10 protein-coding genes and 1 pseudogene are annotated in these 18,355 nt (G+C 61.9%); 4 read left to right on the top strand and 7 right to left on the bottom strand.

Annotation, left to right across the window (positions count from 1 at the left end; translation table 11 throughout):
- The first annotated feature begins 11 nt into the window (after positions 1-11).
- Together PV789_RS26465 and PV789_RS26460 are read left to right on the top strand one after the other, a co-directional pair.
- On the top strand, positions 12-1,088 hold the full coding sequence (locus PV789_RS26465) for a C40 family peptidase (RefSeq protein WP_274975061.1): 1,077 nt from the start codon (positions 12-14) through the stop codon (positions 1,086-1,088).
- 140 nt (positions 1,089-1,228) lie between these two features.
- A complete protein-coding gene (locus tag PV789_RS26460; protein WP_274975060.1) occupies positions 1,229-2,278 on the top strand; it encodes an IS30 family transposase in 1,050 nt (349 codons plus the stop codon).
- A 16-nt stretch (positions 2,279-2,294) separates the two neighbouring features.
- Here PV789_RS26460 and PV789_RS26455 read toward each other — a convergent pair whose 3' ends face one another.
- From PV789_RS26455 to PV789_RS26445, 3 genes are all read right to left on the bottom strand, one after another.
- Positions 2,295-3,344 carry a macro domain-containing protein gene (locus PV789_RS26455; RefSeq protein ID WP_212642507.1) on the bottom strand — a complete coding sequence of 350 codons (1,050 nt, stop codon included), beginning with the start codon at positions 3,342-3,344 and terminating at the stop codon, positions 2,295-2,297.
- Between the two features lie 219 nt (positions 3,345-3,563).
- Positions 3,564-6,020 (bottom strand): P-loop NTPase, encoded by a 2,457-nt coding sequence (locus tag PV789_RS26450; protein WP_212642508.1) that lies wholly within the window; start codon positions 6,018-6,020, stop codon positions 3,564-3,566.
- 421 nt (positions 6,021-6,441) lie between these two features.
- Complete coding sequence (locus PV789_RS26445; protein WP_212642509.1) at positions 6,442-6,591, bottom strand: hypothetical protein; 150 nt, start codon at positions 6,589-6,591, stop codon at positions 6,442-6,444.
- A gap of 401 nt (positions 6,592-6,992) precedes the next feature.
- Here PV789_RS26445 and PV789_RS26440 point away from each other — a divergent pair.
- Positions 6,993-7,774 (top strand): annotated as a pseudogene (locus tag PV789_RS26440) (IS5 family transposase).
- Positions 7,775-8,593: 819 nt separating this feature from the next.
- The gene (locus PV789_RS26435) at positions 8,594-10,789 is read left to right on the top strand and encodes a DNA cytosine methyltransferase (protein ID WP_212642510.1); all 2,196 of its coding nucleotides are present in this window, start codon (positions 8,594-8,596) and stop codon (positions 10,787-10,789) included.
- Positions 10,790-10,859: 70 nt separating this feature from the next.
- Here PV789_RS26435 and PV789_RS26430 read toward each other — a convergent pair whose 3' ends face one another.
- Genes PV789_RS26430 through PV789_RS26415 form a run of 4 tightly spaced genes read right to left on the bottom strand, consistent with a single transcriptional unit; the run spans position 10,860 to position 18,235 of the window.
- A complete protein-coding gene (locus tag PV789_RS26430; RefSeq protein ID WP_212642511.1) occupies positions 10,860-12,887 on the bottom strand; it encodes an AIPR family protein in 2,028 nt (675 codons plus the stop codon).
- Complete coding sequence (locus PV789_RS26425) at positions 12,877-13,881, bottom strand: PD-(D/E)XK motif protein (protein ID WP_274975059.1); 1,005 nt, start codon at positions 13,879-13,881, stop codon at positions 12,877-12,879. The genes PV789_RS26430 and PV789_RS26425 overlap by 11 nt, the downstream gene beginning before the upstream one ends.
- Positions 13,878-16,703 (bottom strand): Z1 domain-containing protein, encoded by a 2,826-nt coding sequence (locus tag PV789_RS26420; protein WP_274975058.1) that lies wholly within the window; start codon positions 16,701-16,703, stop codon positions 13,878-13,880. Before PV789_RS26420 ends, PV789_RS26425 begins: the two co-directional genes overlap by 4 nt.
- Entirely contained in the window at positions 16,700-18,235 is a 1,536-nt protein-coding gene (locus PV789_RS26415) for an ATP-binding protein (RefSeq protein ID WP_274975057.1), read from the bottom strand. The genes PV789_RS26420 and PV789_RS26415 overlap by 4 nt, the downstream gene beginning before the upstream one ends.
- Positions 18,236-18,355 lie beyond the last annotated feature (120 nt).

Here is an 18,355-nt window from a genome sequence, read left to right as displayed (position 1 = left end):
GCGGTGGCGCGATGCTCAAAGCGGCCCTCGGAGCGGCCGTCGGCCTGCTCCTGCTGGTGCCCCTGATCGGGGCCGTGGCCATCGGCGGAGAGGAACGCGAACGCGAGGCCGACGCCCGGACGCTCCGGGTACCGGGGGTCTCCGACATCCTCCTGGACGCCTACCGCAGGGCCGCCGAGCGCCTCGCCCACCTGCACCCGGGCTGCACGGGCATGAGCTGGCCGATCCTCGCGGGGATCGGCCACGAGGAGTCCCACCACGCGGCCGGGCACGACATCGACGAGAACGGCGACACCGACCCGCCCGTCATCGGCCACCGCCTGGACGGAACCGGGGAGGGCAACAACTGGACCCCGCACCCCGACACCGACGGCGGCCGCTGGGACGGCGACACCGAGTTCGACGCGGCCGTCGGCGTCACCCAGCTCCTGCCCGCCTGGTGGGCGGAGTTCGGCGTCGACGGCAATGACGATGGCCGGGCGGACCCGCACAACGTCTACGACGCCGCCCTGGCCACCGCCGTGGAGCTGTGCACCAGCCACGCCCAGGACACGGTCGACTTCACCGACCCGGAGCAGCTCCGCGCGGCGCTGTTCCGCTACAACGCCTGGGACGACTACGTCGAGAGCGTCATGGAGCACATCGCCGAGTACGAGGAGATCGCCGCGGCAGCCGCCGCCTCCGCCGACGGGCACACGGTCCCGGGGGAGGGGAGCGAACGGGGGAGGGCGGCCGCGGAATGGGCGCTCGGGCAGGTCGGCAAGTCGTATGTGTGGGGCGGTGTGGGGCCCGACGGCTTCGACTGCTCGGGGCTGACCATGATGGCCTGGAGAGCCGCGGGGGTGGCGATCCCGCGGGTGACCACCGACCAGGTCAACATCGGCACCCGGGTTTCGCTGGACGCTCTTGTCCCGGGAGACCTGCTCTTCTACGACACCGGGAGCGGGCCCGCCCCCTCACACGTGACCATGTACGTCGGCGACGGCCAGATGGTCAACGCTCCTCGTACGGGCACGACCATCCAGGTGGAGCCGGTGGAGGGGCCGTACTACTCGGTTCGCTTCATGGCTGCCGTTCGCCCGGCCTGAAATGGGCGTTCCCCAAGAGTGTGGGCACCGTTCGACCATAGAGCGAGCTTCAGGCTAGTAGCCTGCTGCTCGTAGCCGAGCGCGCTACTGAGGGTGGTGTCATATCGTCGTAGCAACACCGCAGGTCACAGGGGTTGCTCATGGGAACACGACGGATGCTCACCCTTGCTGAACGCGAGGAGATCGCGCTCGCCCACACACGCGGGGAAGGTGTACGCGCCATCGCCCGCCTGATCGGCCGGGACCAGTCGGTCATCAGCCGCGAGCTGGCCCGTAACACCTCCAAACGCGGCTACCGGGCCACCACCGCCCACCAACGTGCCCGCGACCGTCGGGCCCGCCCCCAACAACGCGTGATGGACACCGACCCCGTGATCCGCCAGCGGGTCCTGGCCGACCTGGGACGGGGACGCACACCGCGCCAGGTAGCGGGCCGGTTGAAGCTGGAAGCCGACGATGCCAGCGTGGAGCCCATGGAAGGCTCGATCCCCACCGGCGGCGCCCGCATCAGCCACGAAGCGCTATACACCTGGATCTACGCCCTGCCCAAGGGCGAGCTGGCCCGCTTGGGCGTCATGCTGCCCTCCCAGCGCACCGCTCGCCGCCCACGAAGGAAGAACGGCCTGTCGGGCGGGCGGATCGTGGGTATGCGCTCGATCCGTGAGCGCCCCGAGGAAGCTCTGGGGCGCCGGGTCCCCGGACACTGGGAAGGCGATCTCGTACTCGGCAAGGACGGTAAGACGGCCGCCGTCACGCTGGTGGACCGTCAGACCCGGTTCGCTGTGATCCTGGCTCTGCCCGGGGGCAGGAAGGCCGAATATGTCGCGGATGTGCTCATCGAGCACGTCAGCGGGCTGGACGCGTTGGTGCGCAAGTCGCTGACGTGGGATCAGGGGACGGAGATGGGCCGTCACGCTGCTTTGACGGTGGCCACCGACCTGCCGGTGTTCTTCGCTGATGCGCACAGCACCTGGCGGCGGCCCACGAACGAGAACACCAACCGGCTGATCCGGGAGTACCTGCCCAAGGGCACCGAGATCGTTCAGCACCAGCCGTACCTGACAGCGATCGCTGAGGAGCTCAACAACCGGCCGCGGGCTTGTCTGGGGTTCTACACCCCGCAGGAGAAGATGCAGCAGCTCCTGCTCGAGGGCCAGGACCAAGACGAGGGTGTCGCTTCAACGAATTGACACCACCAACTCTTATTTACAGATGCTTGCTTTCCAATTGCGGTTCAAGGTCAAGCACAAGACGGCACAGCGCCTCGTGGGCATCGGTATAAGCCAGCAGAAAGACCTTAGAAACATGCGAGGAGGGGTGCGAACGAAGGTAATCGACGATCGCACTCACCATTGTCTCTACCGTCCCCCGGAGGTCACCGTTGCTAGCTCCCGTACCGAAGAGCGGAAGCACTACGGATTGAAGATCCTCGCCTTCTCTGTTGAGGCGATCCAACTCCGCAAGCACGTTTCGCACGCAGCGACCCACATCGCGGACTTGGCGGTAGCCACTACCAGGCTCTCCCTCGACGGCGGCCACATGTACAATGCGCCTGACTCCGTGGCTCTCAAGCAACTCACCTGATACGGTCGTCACCACTTGACCTGCCATGATGCCTGACATACCAGCCATCCGCTCAGTGAGTTCGGCAGCAATTAAGTCCTCTATCAGATTTCCTGCTGCATCTCGCCGCCCACCGAGATACCGAACGGTACCCGAGATCGTTGGCTCGGTGATACGCGACATCTCCATGCGGGTATTCTCTGTGTTCACCCATACGTCAATGTCCTTGACATTTGCCAGATTTCCCGTAACAAAACCAATGTGATGCTTGGTATCGCCGCGAATCTGCGCTAGAAATCGGGCGCACTGCTGCAAGGGGCTAGGAGAGCGATCCATTGCCTGCTTTGCAGTCAATTGCCGTTTGGCGGCAGCAAGCTCCTTGCGTGCTGTACTCAGCGAGGCCAGTATTTCATCACGTTGGTTGGTCCGGGAAAGCCAACCGAAAGAAGCCATCATGAAAAAAGCAACGAAACCTGTCGCACCCCCAAGTGTAAAACCAAGTGCACGCCCCTCGGACAAGGACTCTGGGAATAAGGAGAACAAAAGGAGAGCTCCACCGAGGGAATAGAGAAATATTGATGGCAACTGCAGGGCATACTGCCGACCAGCGCGGTCCGGATCCGAGGACCAAATCTGCAGCAAAACGCCAGCGCCGATCAAGACGATCGTAATGATCAGCTGTTGGGTATTCATTCAGCACCGATCCTTCGAGGGCAATGGCTCATCAGTTTCGTTTATGCAGCATAAAAGGGTTCCGAATTATCCTCATTGCGCATCTCATCTTTCATACTATAGAAGTACCATCTCCCTGAATATCTAAAATTCCTGTATCCTATAATATGCGATTTGATTTTATCCTTTCTCTAGGATGATTATCCTCGTAAAAAACCTTCGCGCGAGAGGTCATGCCGTTTAGCGCCCCGTGATTCTTTGGAAGCGGCGCTTCAGGTTTGCCAACTCTGTCTTCACTTCTTCACTGGCGCCGGCCGCGACCACGATTTGCGCGTGAATTCTGAGCCAGTCGTCCTGAAGTCGCTCCAACAAATCGTCGTCTAGGGGCCTGAGAGAAGTTCCATCCGGAGCGAGAACTCGGAGAGCATAACGCAGGAATGCGTCCCAGGTAACCAAATTATTTGGGTTTTCCTCACCAGCACCTTCAAAAGCGTCGATCGCACGGTCATAATACTGCTCCACATCTCCCGCAGAACCGTAAGCAGCTTTGGTTAGGAGAACTGTTCCGAGTGTTGTTAGGCTGTAGGAGTCTCGAACAATGCTTACTGCACGCAGCACGAACGATTCCGCCTTCGCCAGCACATCTGGTTTCGATCTGCCTATATTTCGGTTCAGGATCGCCCGCTGCTCCCAATAGCGTGCGCTCCAATCGCCAAATGTGGGAGACAGCGTTTCGTACCACTGATCGAGATCTTCATTCGGAAATACACTCGAAATGTTCTTGTATGACATGAAAGAACCCACGAGCAGCGCTGTTGCATTCCGCTCCCGATGGCTAGTCCTGCCTAGACGCGGAGCGACACGCTGCATTGCTCTTCCTATGGTTACAAGCGCCTCTCGACTACCAAGCCGCGCAACGCAGGCTTCGAGCGCCATCCAACGCTGTCTCGGATTAATCCAAATACCATCTGTCTTCAGTACCCAAGAAAGTGGATGACTATCGCGGATTAGCCGAACCAGAAAGTCGCTCTCCATACCCACCATTCGAGATGCGTCTGAAGCGTGGAACCTGCGATCGAACCGCGACGCGAGGGCAGCAAGCAAAAGTACGGTAACGTGGTCCGGATCAGTGATAGCGTCAACTAGTTCACTCACCCGCCGGCCAAATGCTGGAGCGTTCTCGAGCTCGGCCATCGAATCGAAAAGCTCGCGCCCGCGAAAATGCGCCAGGCGGCGGGAATCCTTCTTTTCGGACTCAAGGATCCCTAGCCGCCCAATTGATTTAAGCTTGTCCACTAGCCGTGCGGCATCGGTTCTCGTAAGGCGGTTATTAATGGTAGTTACGCGATTGCGGGACAGATAAACTTCATCGATTCGTCCGAGCACATTCGCGGTGCGATCCGCCTGGTCTACAGCAATACAGATAACCTGGAGATCCGCGCTCCGCGCCAGACTCAGCAAAGATGCGACGTCGTCGGCAATTTCAGCGACGGAGTCAAAAAGAAGTGCAATTGACTTTCCACTGGCCGCAAATTGAAGAATGGCATCGATATCTGGCCGCTCATCTCCAACGTAAAGGTAGGTGCGCCACGAGAGAGATCTCAGTGCCTTACCAATGGCGAAAAGCCCAGTTGTGCGGCCAGTCAAGCGCTTCCCCACATATACCATGGCCGTGTTTTTTCTGATGCTTTGGCCGATCTGTTTACAGTCATCCGAGGCTTTCCTAATCCAATCGAGTTCTGCATTCAACCCATTCTTGATGTCGGCCCATTGAGGTTCGTCACCCCCAATGAAATCGTGATCCCGAGGAGGGTTATTGGGTGCGTCAAGCTTTAATTCCCTAAACTGACGTCCAACCCGAAATGTCACCTCTTCGTAACTACTCGGAGCTTCTCTCAGGTTCATGCTGGTAAGCTCTGGCCAGGCATCGGAAAACTCTTCAGCAGTCATGCGAACCGGAATGAGATTCCACTTGCGGAGGTCTCTCTCAACGGCTTGCGATATATTCGGACTGACGTAAAAGCTTGGCGCTTCATGGGACGGCGTCCGATTGGCGATCACTGCTTCGATGTCTGGCTCGTCACGCAGTCTTGCACCGATGATGACAAAAGGAAGAATTCCATAAGTATCGCGAAAATTTAACGGCCATGCTGCACTGGACATCGAACTGCCCGAGTATTCACTCAAGGAGAAAACCAGGCGGCGCCTCATCGTGTCACGGTCGACACATCCATGCAAATGAACCACGGAAAGGTGTCGGCTCTGGCGGAACTCGTCGTCCCAGTTGACTGTAATTAGTGAGCGCGACTCATCGGATTGCACGCGCGCATACGCACGCTCGAACACGTCATCAATATTGAGGGTCCAAACCGTCGACCATGGAGTCCTGGCATAAACATCCATCCAGGTTGGAGGCGTGACCTCCCAGAAGATACTTCTAAGCCAATCATAGACCTCTTCCTCTCCTGCATCTTCGACTGCACGAGCGTAGATTCGCCATAGCAAATCGCCTTCCTCGATCGGCACATCAAATTTGCTGGCCATTAGTGTCGCCAATTCGGGCCCTGTTGGCAGTGTGGAGCCGCTTGCAGAAACAGCATCACGACTTGCGCCGGCGCCCAGCAGCAGATGATAATCTCCGTTGCGGACAGCCCTTCTAAGTGCCTTCTTCTGATTAGCTTCGAGTTCAATATCCATGAGTTATAAAACTTTTCTATGGTTCTCTTCGATGTCTTTGCTGACTACTGCGAACCTGGTCAGGTTTAAATGATCGATGTAGATTTTTATCGTTCTTCTAGCAGTGTGGGGGGACTCAAGGCGATAGGGAACTAACAGGCGTCGCGACATTGTCCAACCCTGAGTCTTCACGTCTATCCCATGGTTTGGACGATGAAGCAATAATCTGAATATTTAAAGACGGAGGCTTCCGAGTGTTTTTGGCGTCGACCCAGCAGACATAAGAGCGCTTGTGGGGTTCGCGGTTCTTCAAATTAGAGGCATAGTTGTAGGCCACGAAGGTCGCCCTGATGGGACCGGCTGGGATCTCGACACCCCAAGCCCCGTGGGTGATATGGGTGGATCTGAGGACTGCGGGTTTTTCGGTCAGGCCGATTTCCTCTTAACGTGGGGCTGTGGTCTCGGTGATACGGACGCCTGGTTCGCTTTCGTCGGTCAGGATTTCTCGCAAGCCTTGGGCGGACTTGGTGTCCTCGCTGCGTTGCATGAGAAGGGCGCGGTTGGTGTCTTTGTCGTGGACGATGACGGTCACAGCCAGCAGGGTTGTCGGTTCGAGCGCTGGCTTGAGGGCTTGGAGTGGCTGTTGCTCTGCTGGTTCACAGTGTTCCCTCCCTCGGTAGGGTGTTAGACATGTTAGGCGAAGGCTTCGCCTGCCACATCCATCCAAGTCCCTGAATTGGGCCTTGTGTGCCTATTTCGACGCTTTTGTCCGTATGTGGCTTTATGTGATCTTTCATGTTAACAATGTCTCTAACGACATCAAGGTCCGAACTCATCTGGCCCGTCACCTGGTGCTATTTCGTGCCGGCCGTGATCGAGGCACTGCTGTGTGTCGGGACGAGTCCCGTCATCCGCTAGTCAGTCCCAGAGGGTCAATACCTGAACCTGCGGATTAGGAGATCATCTCATTCGGGTTTTCGGTAGCCTGCTTCTGTGCCGATGGTGGAGCGGCTGGTGCCGAACGAGCGGTGGGAACTGTTTCACCGGGTGGTGCCCGAGGCGCCCACCTGCCCACAGGACGGCGGGCGACGCAGTCACGGCGACCGCCAAGTGTTGGCCGCGATCATCTTCGTGGCCACTTTCGTTTGCACTCGGGCCCAACTCCCACCGACGTTCGGTCCCTGGTGCCACCCCGCACCGCAGCTTTGCCGAGCGAACTCGCACCCGGTTCTGGGCCAAGCTCCACCGCTTGGTCTTGGACGAACTCGATTCCCCCGGTGAGCTGGACTGGTCGCGGTGCGCGATCGATTCGGTGAACATGCGAGCCCTCAAAGGGGGGACCTGACGGGTCCGGATCCTGACGATCGGGGCAAGAAAGGGTCGAAGACCCATCTGATCACCGATTGGGCGGGTCTGTGCTTGTCCGTAGCGGTCTCGGGGGCCAGCACCGACGACAGCTAGGCCTTGCAACCGCTGCTGCAATGGATTCCCCTGCTCCGGTCTCGCCGTGGACCACGAAGACCTCGCCCGGCCAAGCTGCACGGCGGTAAGGGGTACGATTGCGCCCACCTGCGCCAGCGGGGGATCGTGCACCGTCTGGCCCACAAGGGAGTGGAGCCCTCGCAACGGTTAGGGCGACACTGCTGGAGGGTTGAGCGCACGATGGCGTGGCTGGCCGGATGCCGCTGCCTACACCGCCGTTACCGGCCGACCACTTTCTAGCCTTCACTGACATTGCCTGCATCCTCATCTGTTTCCGCAGACTTACGAAATAAGATGAGCTCTAAAAGCCCACTCCGGCCGCGGAGATATGCGCCCCTGGCGCCCCACAGCGCCGACACCACACAGGACTACCCGGCGCCATCGGAGGCCACCCTGCCCCCAGTACCGGAGCAATCACCGAGCAATCGCCCCGTCTTGCAAGCCACGGACCAAATCCGTAGGACCGATCAGGTGTCCCCCGAGTCCGACAACCCGACTCCACCGAGAGCGGGACACAACACCCGGGATCCGGAAAACCGACTCCGAAAAACGCAGGACACAACACACCCGGCACGAGGCAGCTGATCAAGCCGCGCTGCCTGTGGAAAACATTGGACAGGGTCGAGATCGCCGCTGCCGATTGGGCGGCTTGGTGCAATGACACGTGGCTCCACGGTGAGATCGACCACGTCCCACCGGTGGAGTGCAGGGCCGCCTGCTACGCCCGAAACATCCGAGAACCGCAGTTCACGGCACAGATAGAGAGTCCCCGGGTAACCCGTGGAGATGCGCGCCGCCCACCGGTCTGGGGGCCTCCTCCCCGGGGGCTCGGTGAGACCCGGTAGTGGCAGAATCTGAGGAGGTGGTCAACAAGTTGTTCCTGGTCGAAGAGCAAAACGAGGCGCTGTGACCTGCTCTGTTGCGTGACTCGGTATTATTTGACCTTCGGAAAGACGTTGCGCGGTCGTGCCTGGTCACAGCGCTCTGTAGCCCTGGTCAGGGCTGCGGTCCGATTCCATACCTGGTCCAGTCCCCGCTCCGCCAGGCGCTCATCGTGTCGGTGGTTGGGCGGGCCCTGGAGCGGTATCAGCCCCAGCCATACGGAGGAGCACGTGGTCAGGAAGTCATCTGGGTACGGCGTACCGCTCAAGCGGTCGGAGTACGTGCACCTCGAACCGCATCACGACCACGTCGCGACCGAGGACGATTTTCAGGGGTGGGCGGCAGCGAAGGTTGCTGCGGGCAAGCTGCTCGCCGTGGACCTGTTCACCGGTGCCGGCGGCCTGAGCTACGGCATCAAGGAAGCCGGCTGGACCATCGCCGCTGGCATCGACTTCGACGACCGGGCCGTCGAGACGCACGCGCACAACTTTTCCGGCCTGAGTCTCATGCGGGACCTGGGCGACCCCGAGGTCCGTGACGAGCTCGTGGCGCTGCTCGGTCAGGCCGAGATCGACTTAGTCGCAGGAGGTCCGCCCTGCCAGCCGTTCTCCCTCGCCGGACGCAACAAGATCCGCGACTTGGTGCGTAGGCACGGGCGCAACCCGGAGGACGCGCGCAAGGAGCTGTGGCAGGCTTACCTCGACATCGTCGAGCAACTCAACCCTCGTGCCGTCCTGATGGAGAACGTCCCCGACATGGGGCTGCATGACGACTTCGCTGTGATTCGCATTATCGAGGAGAGGCTCGAACGTCGGGGCTATGCGGTCGAGACCCGGATCGTGCCCGCCTGGCAGCACGGCGTGCCCCAACAGCGTAAGCGTCTGATCCTCCTTGCCCGCCGGGACGTCGAGGCGTTCCCCTGGCCCGAGAAGCAGCCGCGGGTGACCCTCAATGAGGCGATCGGGGACCTGCCCACAATCACTGTCGTCCCCCTGCCCGGCTGGGAGGACCGCACCGACCGCCCCAAGAACGCCCCGCCTTTCGAGCTGCACCGGGACAGGGAGCACCTGCCCGTGCAGTACGCCGCGAAGCGACGGCCTTTCACATGGGTCACGGCTCCGCGCGGAGACGTCGGCATGACCGTCATGCCCTACAAGGACCAGGGAGACGACGCTTCCGGCTTCGTGAAGTTGATGCGTCAGGACGTTCCCGAGGCCGACAGGGATTTCGTGCACGACCACTACTCACGGCGCGTTCGAGAGGACGACTTCTACGTCTTCGAAAAACTGACCACGGACCTGACCTACGCGGATCTGGACGGCACCGTCGCGCTCCGGTACGACACTTCGAAGTTCAAGGACAAATATCATCGGCTGCGCGGTGATGACCTCTCGCGCACCATCACCGCGCACTTGGCCAAGGACGGGTACTGGTACATTCACCCGACCGAGCACCGCACCCTCACTGTGCGTGAGGCCGCTCGGGTGCAGTCCTTCCCCGACTCGTTCCGTTTCGCAGGCACCCGGTCGGACGCCTTCCGGCAGATCGGTAACGCCGTCCCCCCCCTCCTGGGAAAGGCTGCGGCCACGGCGCTGCTTCCCTTGGACAACTGCCAACCCATCGACGGTGCGACCACGGAGGCCGGGCGTCTCAGGGAAGGACTGAACGCCTGGGCCCGTCAGCAGCGGGAGGGGGACATGTGGTTCTACTTCCCCGGTGAGAAGATGGGACCGGTCCAGGCGGCCGTGATGTCGATACTGGCCGGCAGTAAGCTGACCCACGGGCAGCTGGTTTCGATGATGGCCGTGTTGGACGGCGTCAGCGCCCTCTCGAACGAATCCCTCGAAGAGCTGCTGGTTCTGGCTCCCACCGCGTCGGCCCGGAAGAAGCTCGAGCGGCTCCGCAGGGGTGTGGCTCGAACAGCTCTGTGGGCGGCCTCCCGGGAGGAGAAGGATACTCCGGAGGAGATCCAGCGGGTCGCCGTCGGCATCTCGCTGAAGCCGACCGAGGTCAAGATGTACACGATCCTGCGCAACGGACCCGACCTCCTGCTCAGTTCTGCCCCCTCCCAGCGGGTCGCGGCTCGTGTGGCCGGGACGCAGTCCCACGTGTTCAACAAGGGCACAGAGGGACGCGTGGATCTGTCGCGCCTGATCGGGGCCGATGACAACGCTTCCTTGCGCGTGGCGGCAGTGCACCGCATCGGGCAACAGCTGTGCGAAACCAACCAGGTGGACTGTGACAACTGCCCTCTGCAGAAGTTCTGCGTCACCGCGAAGGACCCTGCCGAGGTCCAAAGGATCGAGGATCTGCGGGCCGAACAGGTGAAGAGCAAGTCCGCGGGGTCGAAGCGTGCATGGGCTGCTCGCACCGCACGCCATCAGGAGGGACTGGACCTTTTCTCCGAGCTCTCCCCTGAGGGCTGAGCGGGAGGGGCGAGGGGTTTTCCGACGCCACTTGGTGTCGGAAAACCCCTCGCCCCGCCCATATGTGCCCTTACTCCGGGTCGGGATCGAACCCCGCTTGCAGAGCCTTGTCGTAGGCTTCCAGAGCACGCAACGCACGCGTATCCGAGACGGGCTCGCCACGCTCCAGCAGGTTCACCACGGTGTCCAGCGCCGCGAGCTCGGCGGGTTCGAGGCGGTCGGTTTCCTGGCCCCATTCGTAGGCGGACTGCCAGTCATCGGCGGCGACCTCTTCGAAACGCTGGTTCAGGTCTTCGCTGGCCTCCGCCTCGCTTCGCTCGAGCTTGAGCATGGTGGGGCGCAGTTCGTCCTCGAGGGCGGTCGGGACCTTCCAATCGATCGCTTGTACTTCGGTCCAGCACTCGGGTTTCTTGGCCCACTCGATCGGGTGACCGCCTCCGTTGAGGATGACCGTCATGACAGGGGCGCACAGACTCCGGATGGCCTCCAGCAGGGCAGGAGTGACCCTGGGTTCCTTCTCCCCGTAGTCCGCCTGTTCGCGCCAGATGCGGTCGAGGTCGATTCGGTGGCCGGTTGCATGGCAGAGCATCGCCATGGTGTACGCGGTCACCGCAGACTTGTTGGAGCCCGCGCCCTGCGCTCGAGCGACCGAGTCGACGGCGGTGAACAGCATCTTCAGGGCGATCGTCCGCTGCACGTAGGTGGCATCGATCAGCGGCGGGTACTCGGTCACGTGTCCCTGGAAGTCCACGAAGTTCTTCTGGGCGCCCAGAGCGACCTTGTAGGGCTTGCCCGACCAGCAGTTGACGTACTTGGCCAGCTCCGTCTTGTCGAACTTCTGGGCAGGAGGGTTCTCAGCCCTGAACTTCCGCCTGGTCGCGGTCGTCGTGTTCTTGTTGAGTTCGACCTCATAGGCTCCCCTGGTCCGCACGTAGAACCATCGGGTGTCCAGGAGGGAGTTGCGCGCAGGCGGAGCCCACACGTTCCGGGAGACGGCCTCGAACTTGACGTGGAACTTGTCATTGGAGGAGAAGTCCACCTGGGAGACGCGGTTCTGCGTGTTGGAGTACTCGGAGATCTTGCGCACCACCTCGTCGCGCTTGTCAGGGGGTACCAGAGTCAGCTTCATCTGCACGTCCACCCCTTCCAACGTGTTCTTGTCTCTGCTGAAGACGTGGTGGAGGGTCGCGGTCGTCTGCCCGCCGTTGACGATCTGCAGGTCGGTCAGGCTCGTGATGGCTATCCCGCGACCCGACTCGTCGCGTTCGAAGTCCGCGTCCGAGGCGGTGGCGGTGATGCCGTTGTTGTAGGCCAGGAACCAGGCCGGGTGCTCGATCGCAGTGTCGCGGATCCCCTTGTTCACCTTGCCGCGTGCCTGCAGGAAGGCCCGCACGTTCAGCTGCAAGAGGCGGGCGCGGTACTCGTCGTACAGCTCGGCGAGCACTCGACCGGGGATGACAGCCAGGTAGACCGAGTGGTCGTCGTCGTTGGCCTGCGCGGGCAGGCATGGCAGGGGCGGGTCGAGCTTGACCTCTATCTGCTCGCTGGCGATTCCGGCCTTCTCCATCTTGTAGATGCGCGGCAGGTCGTACAGGTGGTATTCGACCGGGACGCCGTTGAAGTCGACCGGCTCCGGCATCGAGGAGGTCCCACTGCTGCTCGAGGTCATGAAGAAGACCCTGATGCGTGTCAAGGCCGGGCTCTCCAGCGCGGCGATCACCACCTCGCACATGCGGTAGATCCCCGTCTTGGGATCGCTGGCAGCCTTGATCTTCTCCGCCTTCTTCAGGAAGGCGGTCGCACGCCGGAAGTACCTGTCGAGAAGCCCCTTGTTCAGGCGGGGGCGGTCGTATGAGAACGCACTCGTGTACAGCTCCAGGACGAGACCGTCATCGGTGTATCCGTACCCGTGCAGCAAGATCCCGGGTTTCTCGAGGTACTCGACCTCGGGGTTGTTGACGAACCCGCCCTCGTGCAACAAGTCGAGGATCCGCTGTGCGAAGACGTCGCGCTGCGACTCGTTTTTGTCAGAAGCAGTCTCGAAAACCTCGCCGGTCAGTTGTGCGGCGTAGTCCTCGAGATCTTCTTTACTGCTCACTGCCGCTCCTCAGTGCGCTGCGGAACTCGTCCGCGTCGCACGCATACTCTGCCAAGACCCGGGTGTCGATCCTGTAGGTGCACCCGCTGATCCCGGCGGGGATATTCTCGACTGTCAGACACGGAAACCCGTCGCTGACCTCCCACACGTCGGAACCGGTCACCGTGTAGCGCGGCTCATCGTACTTTTCAGCGTGAATGCCCAGGTAACCGGTCTTCGCCAGACGCTGTTCGAAGTCGGCCCGGAGCACGACGGGAAGCTGGTTGCGCACCTCCTCCACTATCGCTCTCAGGCTCGTCCCCACCCCTCCTCGACGTTCGTCGACGACTACGGAGCTCAGGAAGAGGCGGCCAGCACCAGCACGGTCGAGCTGCTTCTCGTCGCTGATCGTGAGGACGGCCGGGTTGCGGTTGGACGTGCACTTCGCCTCGACAGCGCACCCGGGGAGCTGGAAGTCCTGGTTCGTGCCGTCCGGGCCGGTCCAGGCTTCTACAGCGTCCGCTGCCCCTACTGCAGGGATCAAGTGGTGGCGCAGCGTGTAGAGCTCACCGAAGAGGCCGCGTCGCGCCTCTCCGCCCAAGCCGCTCCGGCCCACCTCCTTCAGCATCCTGCGCCAGAGGGCGTACTGGTCGAGTACGTCGTCCACGACCTTCGCAGTAGTGCTCCTGGAGGCGCGCTGAGCCAGGTCTGACGCCAACGCGGTGAAAGGTTCAGAGAGGTCCAGACTGTTCAGGACCACGTGCAGGGTCGATGCCGAGATCACGTCCAGCTCGATGCCGACGACATCGTCAAGGGTGCGCAGGCGCTTGGCCACCTTGAGGAAGGCCGGGCGGGGAGCCCTGATCGTGAGCCGGCGCCGACCATCGAGACGCGAGACGCCGATCCAGATGTTCTGCTCGCTGTCGGGGTACAGGCGACGCACGAGCCACCCTCCTGCACCGCCCGTTCCGCCCTCCTGATCGAGTTCCCGCCACAATGCTTCGGTGATGGTCACGCCTCGTCCTCTGCATCGTCGACCGGCTCTTCGAACCACTTGTTGTTGACCGTGTAGTTGACGCCGACCGCACCGGCAGATGGGGGGAATGCCACGGCGAACCCGACGAGGTAGGGGTTCGTCTCCGGGTTGTCACCCGGCTCCTGCTCCATGCGCCCGCTCTCGTTGGAGTCGGGGCCGTATTTCTCCAAGGGGTAGTCGATCGGGTAGATGAGCAGGAGGGCCTGCTGCGGATTCCGCTGCTTGCGCAGGGGCTTTCCGGTGGGGACCCCGGAGGTCTTCTTTCCCGCGCGTCGCCCTGCTTCCTGCTGCTCCCCGGTCATGTCGTAGGACTCGTGCACGGGGCTCAGCACACGCTTGATGACCTTGCGCTCAGGAGTGGACCGCTCGAGTTCTATGCGGTGTGTGACCCAGAGCTCGTCTTCGCCCACCTTGATCTTGTACTGGTGGGGGTCGATCCTGTTCTTGTCTCTGGCCCGTTTGTTGACTACCCGGACGGTCCAGTTCCCCAGCTCGTCCTTCTCGGCGCACTGCCGGATGTACCTGGCGATCAGTTCAGGCTTGACCCGGTGGGCCTCGGGAGATGTCTCGTACCTGTCGAAGAACATCGCGGCGACGTCCTCGGCCGAGACATTGCGCCAGACCATTCCTTCGCCCTTGTCCGCGGCACCGCGATCACGCATGTACAGGGAGTCCAAGTGCTGGGCGAATCCTGTCAGGGTCTTCCTGTTTCGTTCCGGAACTTCGCCGGACAGGTCGAAGACCGTGGTCTCGGCAAGCTCCTCGGAGAACGACAACCGGACAGAGGTGCCTTCCCGCCGTTTGTTCGGTGCGGTGATCGCGAGACCGAGGGGACCGTCCATGACCTTCATCCCGTAGCTCTTGGGAGACTCTCCGAGCACTCCCATCTCGTCGATGTCTCGGCGGAGCTCGGCGGTAGCCTGCGTGATCCACCGGTACCGGCTCACCAGTGTCTTGGTGGTGTAGAGGCGGCACAGGTCCTCGTAACCGGGGCGGTATCCGAACCAGCGCCCCATCTGCAGCAGCGTGTCATAGGTGCTCGAGAGCCTGAGGTAGTACGAGACCGTGAGCCCTTCCAGCGTGAGGCCCCGGGAGAGCTTCTGCCCGCCGACTGCGATGACGGACCAACCGGTCCCTTTGCGCTGCTCGTACTCGAGGGCGTCCTTCGCGTCACCGTTGACCTTGCGCACCTCGATCCTGTCGACCGCTTCGGGCAGGTGCTCCTTCACCTGCTTCCACTTGAGGCGCTTGGCGTCTTCGGCGGGGAAGTGCTTCGTCGTCGTCTCGAAGTCCTTCTCCCAGAGCTCCTGCAACCGGTCGAGGCGGCGCTGAGCGTTGGTGCCGAATCTGGCGGCGAGATCTTGTTGGGTCTCGAGCAGGTAGCCCAAGACCTGCTCTGCCACCTGCTCCTGCACCTTTTTGAAGCGGGTGACATGGACGAGCATCGACTTGATGTCGTCCTTCTTCCCCCGTGCTCGACGGGCGGCACAACCCAGGACGAAAGCGTCAACGGCCTTTTTCAGGCTCTCGGGCATCGTCTTCCCGATTACGAGCGATGCCTTGTGGCCGTCGGGCACCCATGAGGCGGCATCGTTGATGTCGCGAGTCAGGGGCAGCGGCTCCATCTCGTCGTCCCCGTCGTCTCCGACCAGGCCGAAGAGGCGCTCGGGACCGAAGTAGTTCGACGGGGGGTGCAGCGTCAGGGCGAAGCTCTCCGGGAAGAGGTCCTTGCCGTGTTCAGGGTCGTCGACGTCGGGGTCGATGAAGATGTTGGCGTAGGGAGTCGCCGTGTACCCGACGTACGAGGCCTTCTCGAAAGCGTTCAGCAGCGCACGGATGGACTTGTTGATCGAAGTGGGGCCGTCACCGGCCTTGTTGGTGTTGATGCTGGCGTTGTCCGCCTCGTCGTCGATCAGGAGAAGGGGGACGTCGCGAACCTTGCTCTTGCCGTCTCCGACCTCCTCACCGTGCATGCTGCTCATCCATTCGGTGACGTGGTTGATGATCGACTGGTGCTTTTTGATGACGAGCACTACCGGAGTGCCGCCGATCTTGAAGCCGAGCTGCTGAGCGAAGTTCTTGTTGAAGTCACCCTTCAGTTTCTGTGTGGTCAGGGAGTTGATGTCGGGGTGTTTGAAACCGCGCATCCTCCCGACGCCGATCTTGTGCCGACCCCGAACCTGCTGCTGGCGGCTGGTGTCGTACCCGAGTAGTCCCTTGTCGACGCGGGTCTGCGTCTGAGCCCGAAGATCGTCCAGGACACCCGCGAGGATCACGATGAGCTTGTATCCGGCATCGGCGGCCTTCGCAGCGAGCCCGATGAACTGTCCGGTCTTGCCGGACTGGACGTCTCCGATCACCAGCCCTCGGCGCTGCCACTCGCCTTCGCGGTCGGGGCTCTCGAGCTCGCCCAAGACCTTGGCAGTGGTGTCGTCCAAGACCTGCACGACTTGGAGCGGAAGCTTCTGGTGCTTCTTCATGTACTCGGCGTAACGGTCCCAGAACGGCCACTCCTTGCCGGGGTCGGCCCGGAGCTCGTCGAGCCACTTCACATGGGAGGTCGGGTCGTCGTCGACGAGGCCGCCGGTCTCCTCCTGAGTGACAGTGACGATCGACTCCACCTGTCGGCGGACGACATCGCTGTCGACGTTGTTGCCCAGCATGCCCTGCACGGCGAGCACCGCGTCCACGGCCGTCGTGATCTGCTCCACCGTCGGATGGTCGTGCTTGTCGAGCGCGCTCAAGACCATCTTGATGGCTTCGTCGGTGTCCTCTGCCGAGATATCCGTCTCGTCACTCATGCGCGTCCCCTGTCTTCGTCGTGGTCTTGATCCCAGAAGCCCTTGAGCTCGTCGAACGGAGCCATGCGACTGATCATCACGAGGGCTTCCCGCTCGCTGATGCCCTTGCGGACGAGCACGTCCACCATGTTTCGCGCGACCTGCTCCATATCGCTGTCGGGAGATCCGCCGTCGAACGGCTCGGGGTCGTCTGCGGCGTCGGTCTCGTGGAGCACGCGCAGGCCTGCGATAGGCAACGCTTCTTCCAGCAGTCGCAGGAGGGCACCGATCTGGGTGGCCTGGAGTTCTTCGGCCTCGCTCAGGAGGGCCTGGATCACGCTGTGCTTACGGTTGATCCTGCAGGTGATGGTGCCGTCGCCCCGCTTATCGAGTTTCCATGCGAACTCGAGCCGGGAGTCGTGCCGCATCGCCGCGACCCGCCCCCGGGTGCGCATGCTGGTAGCCGCCTCCTTGCATGCGCGGTCCGCGATGCCCTTCAGGGGACGCCGCAGAGAAACGGGAGGCCAGGCCGTGGACTTCTTGACGTCGACTTTCCAGTGCTCGTCCGTCTCTGCGGGGACTTCCACTGCGATCCGCGCCTGATTGAACTTCTCTTCCCGCTTGCGCAGCCTGTACCAGCCGCCAGCCGCGATCAACCGGTCTCTGCGGTAGATGTACAGGCCCTGCAGCTTCAACCAACCCCGGTCTCGACCGGCCGCCTCACGCTCCTCGTTCGTCAGCCGGTGAGGAGCAGGCAAGACGAAAGGAGTGGCCTTCACCAGGTGCTCGCCGAGGAGCAGCTCTTCGGTCGGCATTCTCACGGTCGCCAGATGGTTCTGGAGGAACGGGTCCCAGGGCTGCACAGGGGCACTGTTGACCCTCAAGCGGACCGCCCGCGGCCCGTCGAGGAAGCGGTGGAAGGTGAGACCCAGATGTCTCGTCACATTCCCCGACTCCAGGAGGAACTGATGCTTCACCCTCGGGTCCTGCTCAGGAACCCCCTGATAGGCAGACAAGCGCTGCCACAGCACCACGGTGCCCGGGCCATCGATCACCTCGAGCACCTGCCTGAGGGGTCCTTCGGCTTCCGCCGTGACCCCTTCGAGCAGGAGCCACCTGCCCTTCTCGCTGATGAGATCGAGGTCCCAGGTCCGGACGTGCCAATCTTCTGCGGCTCTCCGGCTCGCGACTGTGAGTAGGCGGGCGTGGGCGAAGGACGCGGATTTGAGTCCCATACCGAAGCGACCCAGATCAGCTTTGTCGCGCTCCGCGCCCCAGCGGGCAGCGACGGTCATAGCGGTGACCAGCTCGCTCTCGGACATTCCTTTGCCGTTGTCGCTGACCGCGACCCACGAGTCAGCCCCCTCCCAGGTCAGATCTACGTCGACCTGTGTCGCACCAGCAGAGACCGAGTTGTCGACGAGGTCCGCGATAGAGGCTTCGACGGTGTATCCGAATGCGGCCAGAGACGCGACCAGACCGGCAGGCTCTGGCACTACCTCTTGGACCTGCATTAAAGCCTCCTGTCTGTGCCGATACGACTGGTCTGCCAAGGCTCGGATGCTATCCGTCGGATATGGACAATCGCGACCCTTGCGCAGATGGAACCATCCTCATTGTCCCTGGTTCTGTTCGTCAGCGCTGGCTCCGGCCCAATTTCTGGAGGCCTGTCA

Source organism: Nocardiopsis camelliae (genome assembly GCF_028993595.1).
GTDB lineage: Bacteria > Actinomycetota > Actinomycetes > Streptosporangiales > Streptosporangiaceae > Nocardiopsis > Nocardiopsis dassonvillei.
Note: the sequence above shows the minus strand (reverse complement) of the source record. Positions and strands in the feature narration are given on the sequence as shown.

Excerpts from the sequence above, each read along its gene's own strand:
- PV789_RS26465 (WP_274975061.1), top strand. The coding sequence starts at position 12 with ATGCTCAAAGCGGCCCTCGGAGCGGCCGTCGGCCTGCTCCTGCTGGTG.
- PV789_RS26460 (WP_274975060.1), top strand. The coding sequence starts at position 1,229 with ATGGGAACACGACGGATGCTCACCCTTGCTGAACGCGAGGAGATCGCG.
- PV789_RS26455 (WP_212642507.1), bottom strand. The coding sequence starts at position 3,344 with ATGAATACCCAACAGCTGATCATTACGATCGTCTTGATCGGCGCTGGC.
- PV789_RS26450 (WP_212642508.1), bottom strand. The coding sequence starts at position 6,020 with ATGGATATTGAACTCGAAGCTAATCAGAAGAAGGCACTTAGAAGGGCT.
- PV789_RS26420 (WP_274975058.1), bottom strand. The coding sequence starts at position 16,703 with ATGAGTGACGAGACGGATATCTCGGCAGAGGACACCGACGAAGCCATC.